14 protein-coding genes are annotated in these 16,578 nt (G+C 54.3%); 6 read left to right on the top strand and 8 right to left on the bottom strand.

The features are described 5' to 3' along the window. Positions 1-3: 3 nt before the first annotated feature. Both ACJY2G_RS00305 and ACJY2G_RS00310 read right to left on the bottom strand, forming a co-directional pair. Positions 4-744 (bottom strand): molybdate ABC transporter substrate-binding protein, encoded by a 741-nt coding sequence (locus ACJY2G_RS00305; RefSeq protein ID WP_430319863.1) that lies wholly within the window; start codon positions 742-744, stop codon positions 4-6. A gap of 47 nt (positions 745-791) precedes the next feature. Then, complete coding sequence (locus ACJY2G_RS00310) at positions 792-1,880, bottom strand: ABC transporter substrate-binding protein (RefSeq protein ID WP_430319864.1); 1,089 nt, start codon at positions 1,878-1,880, stop codon at positions 792-794. 157 nt (positions 1,881-2,037) lie between these two features. Between ACJY2G_RS00310 and ACJY2G_RS00315 the strand changes: the two genes are divergently transcribed. Beyond that, complete coding sequence (locus ACJY2G_RS00315; protein WP_430319865.1) at positions 2,038-2,844, top strand: inositol monophosphatase family protein; 807 nt, start codon at positions 2,038-2,040, stop codon at positions 2,842-2,844. A 77-nt stretch (positions 2,845-2,921) separates the two neighbouring features. Here ACJY2G_RS00315 and ACJY2G_RS00320 read toward each other — a convergent pair whose 3' ends face one another. After that, on the bottom strand, positions 2,922-5,018 hold the full coding sequence (locus tag ACJY2G_RS00320) for a putative bifunctional diguanylate cyclase/phosphodiesterase (protein ID WP_120162189.1): 2,097 nt from the start codon (positions 5,016-5,018) through the stop codon (positions 2,922-2,924). A 266-nt stretch (positions 5,019-5,284) separates the two neighbouring features. Here ACJY2G_RS00320 and ACJY2G_RS00325 point away from each other — a divergent pair, with 266 nt between their 5' ends. The 3 genes from ACJY2G_RS00325 (at position 5,285) to ACJY2G_RS00335 (ending at position 9,824) form a co-directional block, all read left to right on the top strand. After that, positions 5,285-5,953, top strand: coding sequence for a glutathione S-transferase family protein (locus ACJY2G_RS00325; RefSeq protein ID WP_113876701.1), 669 nt, complete (start codon positions 5,285-5,287; stop codon positions 5,951-5,953). Positions 5,954-6,488: 535 nt separating this feature from the next. Further along, positions 6,489-7,856 carry an NCS2 family permease gene (locus ACJY2G_RS00330; RefSeq protein ID WP_430319866.1) on the top strand — a complete coding sequence of 456 codons (1,368 nt, stop codon included), beginning with the start codon at positions 6,489-6,491 and terminating at the stop codon, positions 7,854-7,856. A 318-nt stretch (positions 7,857-8,174) separates the two neighbouring features. After that, positions 8,175-9,824: a Na+/H+ antiporter gene (locus ACJY2G_RS00335; RefSeq protein WP_113876704.1), complete on the top strand. Its 1,650-nt coding sequence runs from the start codon at positions 8,175-8,177 to the stop codon at positions 9,822-9,824. 79 nt (positions 9,825-9,903) lie between these two features. On the opposite strand, the gene ACJY2G_RS00340 is transcribed toward ACJY2G_RS00335, so the two are convergent. After that, on the bottom strand, positions 9,904-10,782 hold the full coding sequence (locus ACJY2G_RS00340; protein ID WP_112291302.1) for a LysR family transcriptional regulator: 879 nt from the start codon (positions 10,780-10,782) through the stop codon (positions 9,904-9,906). A 143-nt stretch (positions 10,783-10,925) separates the two neighbouring features. Here ACJY2G_RS00340 and ACJY2G_RS00345 point away from each other — a divergent pair, with 143 nt between their 5' ends. Then, positions 10,926-11,048: a hypothetical protein gene (locus ACJY2G_RS00345; protein ID WP_439291021.1), complete on the top strand. Its 123-nt coding sequence runs from the start codon at positions 10,926-10,928 to the stop codon at positions 11,046-11,048. Then, positions 11,041-11,730, top strand: a complete 690-nt coding sequence (locus tag ACJY2G_RS00350; protein ID WP_113876706.1) for an LrgB family protein — start codon at positions 11,041-11,043, stop codon at positions 11,728-11,730. Before ACJY2G_RS00345 ends, ACJY2G_RS00350 begins: the two co-directional genes overlap by 8 nt. Positions 11,731-11,916: 186 nt before the next feature. On the opposite strand, the gene ACJY2G_RS00355 is transcribed toward ACJY2G_RS00350, so the two are convergent. From ACJY2G_RS00355 to ACJY2G_RS00370, 4 genes are all read right to left on the bottom strand, one after another. Next, positions 11,917-12,678 (bottom strand): amino acid ABC transporter ATP-binding protein, encoded by a 762-nt coding sequence (locus tag ACJY2G_RS00355; protein WP_120162185.1) that lies wholly within the window; start codon positions 12,676-12,678, stop codon positions 11,917-11,919. Positions 12,679-12,686: 8 nt separating this feature from the next. Then, entirely contained in the window at positions 12,687-13,796 is a 1,110-nt protein-coding gene (locus ACJY2G_RS00360; protein WP_430319867.1) for an amino acid ABC transporter permease, read from the bottom strand. A 9-nt stretch (positions 13,797-13,805) separates the two neighbouring features. Continuing rightward, entirely contained in the window at positions 13,806-14,984 is a 1,179-nt protein-coding gene (locus ACJY2G_RS00365) for an amino acid ABC transporter permease (RefSeq protein WP_120162213.1), read from the bottom strand. 208 nt (positions 14,985-15,192) lie between these two features. Beyond that, complete coding sequence (locus tag ACJY2G_RS00370) at positions 15,193-16,218, bottom strand: amino acid ABC transporter substrate-binding protein (RefSeq protein WP_112290395.1); 1,026 nt, start codon at positions 16,216-16,218, stop codon at positions 15,193-15,195. Positions 16,219-16,578 lie beyond the last annotated feature (360 nt).

Raw genomic sequence — 16,578 nt, forward strand, 5'->3', positions numbered from 1 at the left:
TCTTTATTCCGGCATCACCGAATGCTTTCCGCAAAAACCGGCGTTCTGCAAAATATGCTGGCCGGTTTCTGAAAGAATAAATTCCGCCAGCGGTTTGCCTTTTTCGGTGCAGGTGGCCAGCGCGTAGATGGCGCGGACATTGTAATCGGCCGGCACGTTGAACACTTCCAGCTCGTCATTTTCACGCAGCAGCGTGGCATAACTGGTATAGCCGATAAATAAATCGGCTTGCCCGCTGCAAATCAGCCATTCCGCAGCCAGTTTTCCTTCCGGCACTTTTGCTGAATTTTCACCGCCCACCAGCCGTAAGGCTTTATTGCGCAGGGTTTCTCCAGCGCCCGGATGGCGACGCTCAATATTTTCAAACATCTGCCAGGTATAGTCGCCGGAAGGATCACTTTTTGGCGTGGAAGTCGCCAGCCGGAAACGCGAATCGAGCAGCACTTTCAGCCAGTTAAGTGTGTCCAGTTCCGGCACTTTACGCGCCGTCACGCACAAGCTGTTGCCGCAAAAACTGTCCACTGACAGCGCTTTACCATGCTGCTGTAAGGCCAGCGGGTGAGAAGTATTGGCGGAAGCAAACAGATCGACTTTCTCACCCTGTTCGATGCGTTCACGTAACAGCCCGGCAGGACCGAATTCTGCAATTACTTTGGTGCCTGTTTTTTGCGTAAACGCTTCACACAACGGCTGCCATGCCCGGCGCAGGCTACCTGCGGCCAGCACTTTGATTGAATTTGTCATCAGGTCTCCTTGTCACATTGCCTCAACAATAAACGCCGGGGACGAGGTTATTTCCCCGCGCGCGCCGCCTCTGCCGCGGATTTAAAATCAGTCCGGTAGAAGCGCTGGTAATAAGCGTCTGCCTGTTTTTGCATATCGATATCGGCGAATTTTTGTGGATACAGTTTTTTCGCCATCCACAGTTCACCTATCGCCAGCGCTTCGGGCATCGGGTAGCCCCAGGCTTTGGCGTATTCCGGCATCAGATACACCCGATGATGTTTAACGGCATCAATACTTTGCCATTTCGGATCACTGTTGATCTGCCCGACCACTTCCGGATATCTGTCCTGCACGAAGATCACCTGTGGATCCCAGGCAATCACCTGTTCCATCGCCACTTGTTTAAACCCTTTCACAGTCGCGGCGGCCACGTTCATCGCGCCGGCATGGGACATCATCAGGCCGGTATATTTACCGGAACCGTAAGTGGTCAGGTCGGGATTTGCCATATACGTGCGGATCCGCTGTTCAGGCGGAATACTTTTCAGACGTTCGGCGGTGAGTTTGCGCTCTGAAAAAGTATAGTCGATCAATGCCTGAGCCTGTTTCTGGTGATTAACCACTTCGCCAATCAGCGCGATACCTTTCTTCAGCCCTTCGGTGTACGCCTTATCTTCATCAGGCAGCACCGGATTCATTTTATGTTCTTCGCCTTTCGGATCGTCACGCAGTGAAATCGCGACGACCGCGATGCCGGTCTGGCTGATCTGGTCGATCATTTCCTGCGGCGCATAGTTGGTGACGAAAACCACCTGCGGATGCAGCGCGACCACGCTTTCCAGATTCACACTGGTCAGGTCACCCACTTCCGGCGTTTTCAGAAGCTCTGGTGCAAGACGTGCATAACCGCTGCCCAGTTGTTTCTGCCAGTTATTCAGCACGCCAACAATGTCTTTGGTGGCATCAAGCTGAACCAGCAGATTCAGGGTCTGATGTTGCAGAACGACCACGCGATCCACGTTATCGGGGATCGTGACCTGACGGCCTAACTGGTCAGTTATCTGGCGTGAAGCCAGAGCAGAAGGGGAGGCAAAGCTCAGGGCCAGCCCGAGCAGGGCGAGTGAAGGTAAAAAGCGGGATGATAATGCGCGCACGGATAAATCCTCTGGTTACGTTATGCATAGGATTATATAGCGTTATGCCATAGCTGAATATGACCGGTGACAACTGACCGGTTGTCATTTTTTATTCATCGATTCCGGTGCATTCTATGGAAATGATTTTCTCCTTCAGACTGAATATTCAGGATTTATGATGACCAACACGACGATGTCCTCCCGTCTGGCGATGGCCAGTCAGATCGCGGCGCAGGCGGCTGAACTGGCGCTGGGCTTTTTTAACCGCCGGGACACCATTGAAGTCAGCAGCAAACGCACGCAGGATTTCGTCTCTGAGGCGGATGTGGCGGTCGAGCAGTTTATCCGTCGTCAGCTTGCAGAGCATTTCCCGCAGGATGCCATCATCGGTGAGGAACTGGGCGGCGTGCTGACAGACGCGCCTTGCTGGGTGATCGACCCGATTGACGGTACCTCGAATTTCCTGCGCGGTTCGCCATTGTGGGGCGTGTCGCTCGGCCTGGTGGAGAACAAAAAGCCGGTGATGGGCATTGTGGCGTTGCCGGTATTAAACGACCTGTTTGCAGCAGAATCCGGAAAGGGGATCTTCCTGAACGGAAAGCCATTCCGTCGCGATGACCGTTTTGGCGACGTGCAGATTGTGTCGCTGGGCGACAGCTCGGATGACAAACTGGACGAAGCTTCGGCATTCTATCGTGGGCTTCGCGCCGCAGACTGGTCGGTGCATTGTTATCGCTGTACGACCATCGGCATGGTGTTTGCCGCCAAAGGCATTATCGACGGGCATCTGCAACGCCGCACGACGCTGTGGGACATTGCAGGAGGCGCCGTGCTGTGTCAGGAGGCCGGACTGCACACCTTGGTGAAATTCGCGAAAACGCCGGACGGTACCGACAATTACCGGCATATGGCAGTGGCAGCCGGAACCCCGAATCTGATGTCTGACATCGCGCCGTTATGGCCGGATTTTGAACCACGGTAAGCGGGAACAAAGCGTCGAATTGCGCAACGCTGTGCGATTTTTTCGCACAGCGACCGCGTGATGTACGACGCCCTGGGTTAGTCAGGTTTATGATTGATGGAGAGCTGCGGTTCCCAGTCGGTATCGGGATGCTGGGCAATCTGTTGCGGTGTCATCGGACGTCCCAGCAGATAGCCCTGCAACGTGTCGCAACCCAGCTGCGTCAGGAAATCCTGCTGCTGGGTGGTCTCCACGCCTTCTGCCACCACTTTCAGATTAAGGGTCTGGCCCAGAGCGATAATCGCCGCCACAATGCTGGCGTCTTCGCTGCCGGCGATCAGGTCATTGATAAAGGCCCCGTCGATTTTCAGTTCGCTGGCCGGCAGACGTTTCAGATACAACAGGCTGGAATAGCCGGTGCCGAAATCGTCAATCGAGGCCTTCACACCGTACTGGGTCAGGCGTTCGAGAATTTCTACGCTGACGTCCGGATTGCGCATTGCAGTGGTTTCGGTGACTTCCAGCGTCAGCATTTCCGGTGGGATCTGATGACGTTTAATCGTGTCAATCACCATTTCGACCAGATTCGACTGCTCAAATTGCAGCGTGGACAGATTGACCGCCACCGTCCAGGTGGTGTGTCCTTGCAGATGCCATTCGCGCAGCTGGCGGCAGGCTTCATTCAGCACCCATTCGCCAATCGGAATGATCAGACCGGTTTTCTCTGCCAGTGGCAGGAACACATCCGGGCTCAGCGTTTTGCCGTCACGCTCCCAGCGCAGCAGCGCCTCGAACCCGCTGACCGGCCCGTAAGGCGCGATAAATTTCGGCTGATAGTGCAAACGCAGTTCATGGTGCTCAATAGCCAGACGCAAATCATTGAGCATCTGCAGCTGGTTTTGCGCATTGGCATTCATCGAAGGCTGAAAGAAACTGTGCCCGTTGCGGCCTGAATTTTTGGTGTGATACATCGCAGCGTCAGCATTGAGCATCAGCTCGCGCTCATTTTCGCCGTCGCCCGGATATACCGCGATACCGACACTGGCGGACACCAGCAGTTCGTAGCGGGACACGTAAAACGGACGGGCAATCAGATGCACCAGTTTATCGGCTAACTGAGAAGCGTCTGTCGGTTCAGCGATTTCCACCAGCAGGACAAATTCATCACCGCCGAGACGTGCCAGCGTGTCTGTCGCGCGCAGCTGGGATTTCAGCCGCTCAGTGACAGAAATTAACAGCTGATCGCCGATGTGATGGCCAAAAGCATCATTAACGGCTTTGAACCCGTCGAGATCTATAAACAGCACCGCAAACTGAGATTCTCCCCGCGAGGCTTTCTGAAACGCCTGGCTGAGGCGATCTTCCAGCAACAGGCGGTTCGGCAAACGGGTGAGATTGTCGTGCAGCGCCAGCTGAGTCAGCTCGCGGTTAGCCTGCGCCAGCGACGACGCCAGAATCGACGTGCGCGCCTGCATCCGGCCATCAAGAATAGAAATAATCAGGGTGATCGCCAGAATAGCCAGCGTCACCACAATCACCAGCAGCGCCAGCCAGTTGTTATCCACGCCGCTGAAGGCCGCCATGCTGTGGCTGTCCATCGGGAATTGCGCAGCGGCCATACCGATATAGTGCATACCAACAATCGCCGTGCCCATCACCACGGCGGCACTGATGCGCAACAGACGCACATTCGGCGATTGCTGGCGCAGATGGAACGCCATCCACAGTGCTGCGCCGGAGGCAACAATGGCGACCACGACGGATAATGTGACCCAGCGGAAGTCATAAACAATCGGCGGCATCATCAGCATCGCTGACATTCCGGTGTAATGCATGGCCGCAATGCCGCCACCCATCAGTAACGCGCCCGCCAGCAATCGCCGCAGCGGCAACTCATGCAGGCATACCAGCCAGAGCGCAAACGCCGAGGAAATAATCGCAATCAGCATGGAAAGCAATGTAATGACCGGGTCGTAACCCATTGGCATAGAGGAATTAAAGGCCAGCATGCCGATGAAATGCATGGACCAGATACCGATGCCCATTGCAATGGCACCACCAATTAACCAAAGCCGGGAAGCCCTTCCCTCCGTGGTGGCAACCCGGCCAGCCATATCAAGCGCGGTATAAGAGGCAAGCATTGCAACAATGAACGAAAACATGACAAGCACATTGTTGTAATTACTGGAAAACATGTAAGGCTCCACAAACATAGAGTCGAAAGCGACGGGCTGATTTTTATCCGGCGATAATGGCATTAAGAATTATTAAAGGCGAATGAAGTTACGATAATTTTTTTCGTGTAATTAAGATTAATCCGTAAGTAATTTTAATCAAATAAAAAGATTTTTTCGGTATTAATCCGGATGAAAGAAAGGGTTTTTAAACGAATGTGATACGGCCTTCGAAACCGTTGTCTATAGTTAACAGATAATTAAATACGACAGGGCAGAAGACGTTTATGTTAACAGTTCATCATTTGGATAATTCCCGATCACAGCGAATCTTATGGATGCTCGAAGAACTGAGCGTACCTTACGAAATCAAACAGTATCAACGTGATAAGAAATCCATGCTGGCACCGGAATCGCTGAAAAAGGTGCATCCTCTCGGCAAATCACCTGTACTGGAAGATAACGGCATGATCCTCGCGGAATCCGGCGCCATTATTGAGTATCTGCAGGAAGTGTACGATGAGGCAGGCACGCTGAAACCGACGGCGTTCGCGGAGCGCCAGCAGTATCGCTACTGGATGCATTATGCCGAAGGTTCGCTGATGCCGCTGCTGGTCATGAAGCTGATTTTCAGCCGTTTGGGCAAGCCGCCAATGCCGTGGCTGATCCGCCCGATTGCCGGTGCGATCGGACAGGGTGTGCAGAAAAACTATCTGGATAAACAGATTTATACCCACATGGATTATCTGGAACAACATCTGACCACGCATCCTTATTTCGCGGGTTATCAGTTCAGCGCAGCGGACATTCAGATGAGTTTCCCGGTAGAAGCCATAAACGCCCGCACCGGTCTGGGAAAATACCCACATTTAAATGCATGGCTTTCCAATGTGACAGCCCGACCGGCTTATCAGCGGGCTCTGGAAACCGGTGGCCCTTTGAATATCCTGCGTTAATGGTTTTTAAGTCAGCGGAAAATATAAAGGGAAGCGTTTTGGCTTTTTATCGCCGGAACGTATTCCCTTTTTATATTTCACAGCGGGCTCTTTGCGGGTGTGGAATTTGCCCAATGAACGCCATCAGAAAATAAACCTTAATAAACGTCCTGTTATTTTTATCTCCGGTCTTTTACCTCCCGACGTGACGTATTCGTCCTGATTTGCTGTCTCTCTTTCTCATCGCCGCGAAGCGCGTGCGCAACCGTTACCGCGCAGCAAATCGCCAGACGGACAGATTTGCACCACAACCGCGTTTTTATTGACCAGACAACGGTAAATTGTCGTCATTCGCAGTTGAAAAGGTGAGGTTAAAGGCCGGATAATCGTTTGCGTTAATTTTTGTCCCGCCATACGCGATGCGAGTTAAACGTTTGCCTTGCCGTTCTGACGCCCGTTTCGGCGATTTCAGGCGACAAATAGGGAAGTGAACGTGCAGAAACGGTTTCATAATGACCACGCCGGCTAATCAGCAGAGACATTCAGAGGAATTTTCATGTCGAGTCAACACACTCAGACGGGCAGCGCCGTTGCGCCAAAGGGCCCGTTTGATGCTTTTTTCAAAATCAGTGCGCGTGGCAGTAACGTTCGCCAGGAAGTGATCGCCGGCTTAACGACGTTTCTGGCGATGGTGTATTCGGTCATCGTTGTGCCATCAATGCTCGGCAAAGCGGGTTTCTCGCCAAGCGCCGTGTTTGTCGCGACCTGCCTGGTGGCCGGTTTCGGCTCCCTGCTGATGGGGCTGTGGGCTAATCTGCCGCTGGCTATTGGTTGCGCCATCTCTCTGACTGCCTTTACCGCCTTTAGTCTGGTGCTCGGCCAGCATATCAGCGTGCCCGTTGCTCTCGGCGCGGTATTCCTGATGGGCGTATTGTTCACCATTATCTCGATGACCGGCATCCGGTCGTGGATTTTGCGCAACCTGCCAACGGGCGTTGCGCACGGAACCGGCATCGGTATCGGCCTGTTCCTGTTGCTGATCGCGGCTAACGGCGTGGGTCTGGTGGTGAAAAACCCGCTGGACGGTTTACCTGTCGCGCTCGGTGCCTTTACTTCTTTCCCGGTGATCATGACATTGCTCGGATTGGCGGTGATTTTTGGCCTTGAGAAACTGCGTGTGCCCGGCGGCATTTTGCTGGTGATTATCGCGATTTCCATTATTGGTCTGATTTTCGATCCTGCCGTGAAATATCAGGGTTTGTTCGCGATGCCTTCTCTGGCAGGTGCTGACGGCAAATCGGTGATTTTCGATCTCGACATCATGGGCGCGCTGAAAGCGGCAGTATTACCAAGCGTTCTGGCGCTGGTGATGACCGCGGTGTTTGATGCTACCGGCACCATCCGCGCAGTGGCAGGTCAGGCAAATTTACTGGATGAAAACGGCCAGATCATCAGCGGGGGCAAAGCGCTGACCGCAGACTCCGTGAGCAGCATTTTTGCCTCGCTGGTTGGCGCATCACCGGCAGCAGTTTACATCGAATCGGCAGCCGGTACGGCAGCGGGCGGCAAAACCGGCCTGACCGCGACGGTCGTCGGCGTGCTGTTCCTGCTGATGTTATTCCTGTCTCCGTTGTCTTATCTGGTGCCGGCATACGCTACCGCACCGGCACTGATGTACGTGGGTCTGCTGATGCTCAGCAACGTGACCAAACTGGATTTCACCGATTTCGTGGATGCGATGTCCGGATTGCTGTGCGCGGTGTTCATCGTGCTGACCTGTAACATCGTGACCGGCATCATGCTCGGTTTCAGCTCGCTGGTGATTGGCCGTATTTTCTCCGGCGAATGGCGGAAACTGAATGCAGGCACGGTGGTGATCGCCGTGGCGCTGGTGGTGTTTTATGCGGGCGGCTGGGCGATTTGATGCCAGGCCGAATTACTCCCTCCCCTGCGAAGGGGAGGGTTGGGGTGGGGTATTAATGGCGAATCAGTAGGTTGAAGTATGCTTTTGCATGGAATTTGTCATTAAAACCCCCTCCCGACCTCCCCCTTCGCAGGGGGAGGAGCAAGAAAAACCCTTCATTCCGGCTCCGGAGAAAGGTGAGAAGCAAGAACCTCTCTGAGGTAACCGCACGCACTGATTTAAATCTCATCCCCTTTTGATCTACTATTTCAAGGTTCGCTCCGGACTCACTCACCTGTGTCTGGCTGAAATTCATAAAAACAAGAGTCTAAGGAAAGCATGGAAATATTCTTTACCATTCTGATTTTGATTCTGGTGGTGTCGCTATCCGGTGTCGTCACCAGAATGTTGCCGTTTCAGGTTCCTCTTCCATTAATGCAGATTGCCGTCGGTGCTTTGCTGGCATGGCCCAATTTTGGCCTGCACGTGGACTTCGATCCGGAACTGTTTCTCGTTCTGTTCATCCCGCCATTGCTGTTCGCCGATGGCTGGAAAACCCCGACCCGTGAATTCCTCCACCACGGTCGCGAGATTCTTGGGCTGGCGCTGGTGCTGGTATTACTCACCGTGGTCGGTATCGGTTATCTGATTTATATGATGGTGCCGGATATTCCGCTGGTGGCTGCGTTCGCGCTGGCTGCGGTGCTTTCACCCACCGATGCCGTGGCATTAGGCGGGATTGTCGGCAAGGGCCGTATTCCGAAGTCGATCATGAGCGTGCTGGAAGGTGAAGCGCTGATGAATGACGCGTCCGGTCTGGTGTCGCTGAAATTCGCTATCGCTGTGGCGATGGGTACGATGATCTTTACCGTCGGCGGGGCCAGCGTTGAGTTCCTTAAAGTGGCGATCGGTGGCCTGATGGCCGGTGTGGCGGTGACCTGGTTGTACAGTAAATCGCTGCGTATCATGAGCCGCTGGAGCGGTGATGATCCGGCAACGCAAATCGTCTTCCTGTTGCTGCTGCCTTTTGCCTCTTATCTGATTGCCGAACACATTGGCGTATCGGGCATTCTGGCCGCAGTGGCCGCCGGTATGACCATCAGCCAGTCGGGCATTATCCGTAACGCACCCCTGGCGATGCGTCTGCGTGCCAACAGCGTCTGGGCGATGCTGGAATTTGTGTTCAACGGCATGGTGTTCATCATGCTGGGCCTGCAATTGCCGGGCATCCTTGAGAACTCAATTGATCAGGCGACACACGATCCGTCTATCGTGACGTGGCATCTGTTCGCAGACGTCGGGATTATCTACTTTGCACTGCTGATCCTGCGTTTCGTCTGGCTGTGGGTGATGAAAAATTTCAGCAACCGTTTCCTGAAAAAGAAACCGCTGCTGTTTGGCAGCTACAGTACGCGTGAGCTGTGGGTGGCATCCTTCGCCGGTGTGCGCGGGGCGATTACGCTGGCGGGTGTGCTGTCAATTCCGCTGTTCCTCGCCGATGGTTCGGCGTTCCCGTCGCGCTATCAGCTGGTGTTCCTGGCGACCGGTGTCATTCTGTTCTCGCTGATTGCGGGCGTGATTGCCTTGCCGTTCCTGCTTAAAGGCGTGGTGGTGGCGGATGGTACCGCGTACCGCGAAGAAGAACGCATGGCGAAATCTATCGCGGCGGAAGTGGCGATAGAAAGCCTGCATAAGATGGAGGAACGTCTGGCGGCAGATACTGAAGAAAACATCGACGAGCAGACGCTGAAGGAAATCAGCTCTCGGGTTATCGGGACTCTGCGACGACGCACGGCCAACCGCGATGATATGGAAACCGCGCTGAAGCTGGAAAACCTCGAGCGTCGCTTCCGTCTGACTGCGCTGCGCGCTGAACGTGGTGAGCTGTATCACCTGCGCGCCACGCAGAAAATCAGTAATGAGACGCTGCAAAAACTGCTGCATGATCTCGATTTACTTGAAGCGCTTCTTGTAGAAAAAGAAGTTTAACTTCTGTCAGAAATAAAACCGCGTGCGCTGCAAAGTTCACGCGGTTTTTTTATTTAGCGCCACTTCCCACCACTTCCCGCTATTTCCAGTAATCCCTGCACAGCGTGATCCACGCCTGGGCGCTGTGTGAAAGATAACTGCCCTGATGCCAGATAAGCCCCAGTTGCCACGGCATCAGCGGATCCAGCGGCAGCCACATCAGCGCGTTTTTATCCAGCCGCTGACAGACAGGTTCCGGCAAAATCGCCACGCCCATGCCGGTTTGCACCATCGCGGCTAAGAAATCCCACTGACCGCTGCGTGCGGCAATTTTGGGCGTAAAACCGTGAGCGGAAAACGCATCCATCAGCTGGCGATACAGTGCAAAATCTTCGTTATAAATCAGAATACTTTCATCAGCCAGATCACTGAACCCGATGCGCGTGCGGTTCAGCCAGTGCGGCGTGCGCGGCACCACCACGCACAGCGGATGACTGAACAGCAGTAACGAGGCGATGGAAGGCACGGCGTCGGCGGGCAGGGCGGTGAGCGCCAGATCCAGTTCGCCGGAGATCACCGCCTGTTGCACGGTCAGGCCGCCAAATTCGGAAATAATCAGTTCGATACCCGGATATTGCTGGCGGAAACTGCTAATAAGCGGCGCGATTTGTGTGCCCACCATCGGCGGAATGCCCAGCCGCAGGTGACCGGATTTAAGTGAGTTGATATCTTCGAGTTCGGCTTCCAGCTGGCGGAATTCTTCAAGGATATTCAGCCCGCGCTGATACAGCGCCTGACCGCTGTCAGTCAGCCGCAAACGCCGTCCTTCACGAACAATCAGCGTGCATTCCAGTTCTTCTTCCAGATGACGCAGCATTTTGCTGATCGTCGGTTGCGTGACGAACAGCTTTTCCGCCGCGCGGGTAAAGCTCTGCTGGCGAACCACTTCGACAAAATAGCGTAAGGTACGGACGTCCATGGGCTTATTTTTCCCGGTCAGATCGGCGAGTAACAAAGTATTCCAAACTGGAATCATTTTTATGATTTTAATTCATTTCTTTACCGGTTTCCTGCCAGCGTATACTTCATTTTCACACTTTTCCCTCTTTCGAGGTCGTCCCCATGTTGCTGGCGTTGCGCACTAAAGCGCCGTCCCTGCTGACCCTCGGTGCGACGGCGGTGGTGGTCGATAAAGTTTATCGTCTGGAACAACGTCTGGCGGCAAGGAAGGCGAGCCGTGACTGATCTTCTTATCAGCATTCTGTGTTTTGTCATCACGCTCGGGTTGTATTACGCCAACAAGAAACTTTACCGTCAGAAACGCACGTTGCTGCTGATGCCGCTGGTGTTCACACCGATTGTGCTGGTTGTCTTGCTGGTGGTGACGCACACTTCGTATCAGGATTACATCGGCGAAACGCACTGGTTGTTATGGCTGCTCGGGCCTTCAACCATCGCGTTTGCGGTGCCGGTTTACGAGAATATGGCGGTGATCCGCCGTCACTGGATGTCGCTGAGTGCGGGCGTGCTGACCGCGATTGTGGTGGCCGTCAGCAGCTCCGTCTGGCTGGCGCGGATGCTGACCTTGCCTGAAGAGATTCAGCGCAGTCTGGCGGTGCGTTCCATCACCACGCCGTTCGCGCTGGCAGCCGCGAAGCAAATGGGCGGTCAGCCGGATCTGGTCGCATTGTTTGTGGTGATCACCGGCGTATTCGGCATGGCGGTCGGCGATATGCTGTTTCTGCGTCTGGCAGTGAAAAGCGGACTGGCAAAAGGCGCCGGGTTTGGTGCGGCGTCGCACGGTGCGGGTACGGCGAGAGCCTATGAGCTGGGCGCGGAAGAAGGCGTGGTATCGAGTCTGGTGATGATGCTGGCGGGAGTTGTCACCGTGGTGATTGCGCCGGTGATCGGGGGAGTGATGTGGTGATGATTAATGCTCCCTCCCCTGCGAAGGGGAGGGCTGGGGTGGGGTATGAAGGTCAAAAACTAAATTCAAAGTGTGCTTTAACTTATTGCTTTGTATGTAAAACCCCCTCCCAACCTCCCCCTTCGCAGGGGGAGGAGCAAAAGCCAAATCTTTGATGATTCCCCTTTTTCGAAGGGCGCAGAAAAGTTAATGGATCACCTGTGATAAGAACTCCCTTGTCCTCGCCGACTTCGGATTCGCAAAGAACTCCAGCGGTGGCGCCTGTTCAACGATTTCCCCGCGATCCATAAAGATCACCCGGTCGGCGACGGTTCGCGCAAATCCCATTTCGTGCGTCACGCACAACATGGTCATGCCTTCTTCCGCCAGCGTGATCATGGTATCCAGGACTTCTTTCACCATTTCCGGATCGAGCGCCGATGTCGGTTCATCAAACAGCATGATTTTTGGCTTCATGCACAGCGAACGGGCGATCGCCACACGCTGTTGCTGGCCGCCGGAAAGCTGGCCGGGGAATTTATTGGCATGTTCGGCGATACGCACACGTTTCAGATAATGCATCGCCAGTTCTTCGGCTTCTTTCTTCGGCATCTTGCGTACCCAGCACGGTGCCAGAGTGCAGTTTTGCAACACAGTCAGATGCGGGAACAAATTGAAGTGCTGGAACACCATACCGACTTCAGTGCGTACGCGTTCGATATTGCGCAGATCATCATTCAGTTCAGTGCCGTCCACCACAATGCGCCCTTGCTGGTGCTCTTCCAGATGGTTAATGCAACGAATGGTCGTTGATTTCCCTGAACCGGAAGGGCCGCAAAGGACGATGCGTTCGCGCGGTTTGACGCTCAGATTAATGTCTTTCAATACGTGGAATTGTCCGTACCACTTATTCACGTTTTCCAGCGTGATCATCATATTTTGGTTTTCAGTGACTTGATGGTCGCTCATGGTTTACCTCAGTGTGCGGAACGTCCGGTGTGAAAGCGTCTTTCCAGATGCTGGCTATAACGCGACATGCTAAAACAGAAAATCCAGTAAACGGCGGCGGCGAAGACGTAGCCTTCGGTCGACATGCCCAGCCATTCCGGATCGACGGTGGCTTGCTGTACGCTGCTGAACAGGTCAAACAGGCCGATGATGATCACCAGACTGGTATCTTTGAAAAGCGCGATGATGGTGTTCACCAGACCCGGTATCACCATTTTCAGCGCCTGCGGCAGAATGACTAATCCCTGCGTTTTCCAGTAACCCAGCGCCAGTGATTCGGCGGCTTCAGTCTGGCCTTTCGGCAGCGCCTGTAGCCCGCCGCGCACCACTTCCGCGACGTACGCCGACTGGAACAGCACCACACCCACCAGTGCGCGCACCAGTTTGTCGATGCTCGTCCCTTCGGTCATAAACAGCGGCAGCATCACCGAGGACATAAACAGCACGGTGATCAGCGGCACACCACGCCAGAACTCAATGAAAACCACCGACAGAATACGCACGATGGGCAGACGTGAACGACGTGCCAGCGCAAGCATAATTCCCAGCGGCAATGCCCCGGCGATACCGACAGCGGCGATAATCAGCGTCAGCGTCAGGCCGCCCCACTGGCGGGTCTCGACGCGGCTCAGACCAAAGAATCCGCCATACAACATGAACCAGGTGAAAATCGGGAACAGCACCATCCAGCAGGCGATATAACGTCCGCGGTGTGGCGTGGCTTTGAAAAAGATCGGCGCAAGGGTCAGCAGGCCGATAATCAGTGTGACGTTGATACGCCAGCGCTGATCAAACGGGTATAACCCGTACATAAACTGGCCGAAACGTGCGTGGATAAACACCCAGCAGGCACCGGCTTTGGTGCAGTCAGTTCGCGCCGTGCCGACCCAGTTGGCCTGGAAAATCACCCAGTTCAGCAGCGGAGGGATCACCAGCCACATCAGCCATAAACAAAACAGCGTCAGCAAACTGTTGAACCAGCTGGAGAACAGATTTTTACGCGCCCAGAGCACCGCGGTACCGAGCGGCGTTCCGGGTTTCACGGCTCTGACTCCGGGAGGAAGTGTTGTCATCGTCATGGGTTTCCCTTAACGCTCGACCAGCGCGATACGCCGGTTGTAAATATTCATCAGGAACGAAATCACCAGACTGATGATCAGGTAAACCGACATAGTGATGGCAATGGTTTCAATCGCCTGACCGGTCTGGTTGAGCACCGTACCGGCGAACAGCGACACCATATCCGGATAACCGATAGCGGCCGCCAGAGAGGAGTTTTTCACGATGTTCAGATACTGGCTGGTCAGCGGCGGGATGATCACCCGCATCGCCTGCGGCAAAATCACCTGTCGCAGCGTGACCGGGTTCGGCAGGCCGAGCGAACGGGCGGCTTCGTGCTGGCCGTGCGAAACAGACTGAATGCCGGAGCGGATCACTTCGGCGATAAACGTCGAGGTATACACCGATAACGCCAGCGTTAACGCCGCCAGTTCCGGGATCAAAACCATGCCGCCGCGGAAGTTAAAACCGCGCAGCGCAGGCACATCCCAGTGCAGGGCAGGCCCGAAAATCAGGTGCGCCAGCGCCGGAAACACAACCAGCATCACAATCGCCCATGGCCAGATATGCCAGACGCGTCCGGTATGGATCTGGCGGAAGTGGTTGTAGCGTTGCAGCGCGACGATGCCAAAAATCGCCAGCAGCAGGGCGATAAATCCCGCCAGACTGCCCGGCGCCAGTTCCGGCGACGGCAGATACAGGCCGCGGTTACTGACGAAAGCCAGGTCGAACGCATTCAGGCTCTGACGCGGGCCCGGCAGGTTGCGCAGTACGGCGAAGTACCAGAAGAAGATTTGCAGCAGCGGTGGAATGTTACGGAACGTCTCGATATACACCGTCGAGACTTTACGGATCAGCCAGTTATCGGAAAGGCGTCCTAAACCGATAATGAACCCGAGGATGGAAGCAAAAACGATACACAGCGCGGAAACCAGCAGCGTATTCAGCAGACCGATAACAAATACGCGGGCGTAGGTGTCGCCTTCCTGGTAGTCGATAAGATGCTGAACAATGCCGAAACCGGCACCCTTTTCAAGAAACGCAAATCCCGAGGTGATCCCTCGTGTAGTCAGATTGGTAATGGTGTTGTGGAGCAGGTAACCCAGACAGGCTACCAGCAACACCACCGCGAAAATTTGGTAAATCCAGGCTCGTACCGCTGGGTTGGTCAGCGAGAACGAGACTTTTCCGGTTGGGCGTTGCGACATTTTAACCTCGACCTGCAGGTAAAACAGTGGAAGTGATGCGCCGGGGAACGACCGGTGCATCAGCTTCCTTTCTCAGACTGAACTTTTGTTTATCCAAAGTAACTGGCGTTGCGGCAAGGGAGGGAATCCCGATGAGCTGACACGGGTCAGTGATTCGGGTGACCGAGTGCCGCCAAGGCCGGTGCAACGTCAGGTACGAAGGATAAAATTAGCGGACTGGTGGGGCGTACTGGATGCCGCCTTTATTCCACAATGCGTTCTGACCACGTTTGATTTTCAGCTCGCTGCCCTGACCGACGTTACGTTCGAAGCTTTCGCCGTAGTTGCCGACCTGTTTAACGATTTTAACCACCCAGTCATTAGGCACTTTCAGATCAGCGCCGTAAGTGCCGGTTTTGCCCAGCAGGTTGCTCATGTCAGGCGTGGTCGGGTTTGCCGCCAGCTGATCGACGTTGGCAGACGTCACGCCCATTTCTTCGGCGTTCAGCATCGCGAACAGTGACCAGCGCACGATAGCCAGCCAGTCTTCGTCACCACGTCGAACGACCGGCCCCAGAGGTTCTTTAGAAATGACTTCTGGCAGCACGATGAAGTCATCCGGTTTGCCCAGTTTGATACGCAGTGCGTACAGCTGAGACTGGTCAGAGGCCAGGGTGTCACAACGGCCTGAGTCCAGCGCTTTGGCGCTTTCATCTGAACGGTCGAAGGTGACCGGGGTGTAAGTCATTTTGTTGGCTTTGAAGTAGTCAGCTACGTTCAGCTCGGTATCCGTACCGGCCTGCAGACAGACGGTGGCGCCATCAAGTTCTTTGGCGCTTTTCAGGCCGGCTTTCTGGTGAGTCAGGAAGCCGATACCGTCGTAATAGTTTACGCCGGCGAAAATCATGCCCATGCCCGCATCGCGGGAAGAGGTCCAGGTGGTATTACGTGACAGGATGTCCACTTCGCCAGACTGCAGCGCGGTGAAACGCTCTTTCGCGGTCAGGGGGGTGTATTTCACTTTCTCAGCATCACCAAACACGGCAGCAGCCACTGCGCGGCAGAGGTCAACGTCGATACCGGTGAATTTGCCTTTGGAGTCAGCGTAAGAGAAGCCTGGCAGGCCGTCGCTGATACCGCATTGAACAAATCCTTTCTTTTTAACTGCATCCAGAGTGGTACCTGCGTGAGCCTGACCAGCCAGTGTCACGAAGCTTGCTGCGGCAATCAGCGTTGAGAGCAATATTTTTTTCATTAAGCGTCCTGTGAGACAAAATTGAAAATTATTATTGTGTGAGTGCCTGAGCACCCTGTCTGTTTATGGGGCAACGCCCTCTGCACCTGTCTTTGCAAAGGGAGTGCCAACATCGAAAACACCCCATCAATCAAGTCGCGTAGAGGAATTGCTCAGTAACATTGACGAGGTGTATAAAATTTATTGCCCTGTTTCGGTGCGCGGTCAATGTGGCTGCTTTAAAAGGGAGCGGATTATTTCAATATTGGAGTGCAGATCGCGGTCTTTGAAGGGAAGTGAAATACGGTGTCATATTGGGTAAAAAAATGAGGCAAAACGATGAGTAAATCTCTCAGGCCGGATGGCCTGAGAGATATTCAG

The organism is Rahnella sp. ATs2 (genome assembly GCF_051851855.1).
GTDB lineage: Bacteria > Pseudomonadota > Gammaproteobacteria > Enterobacterales > Enterobacteriaceae > Rahnella > Rahnella variigena.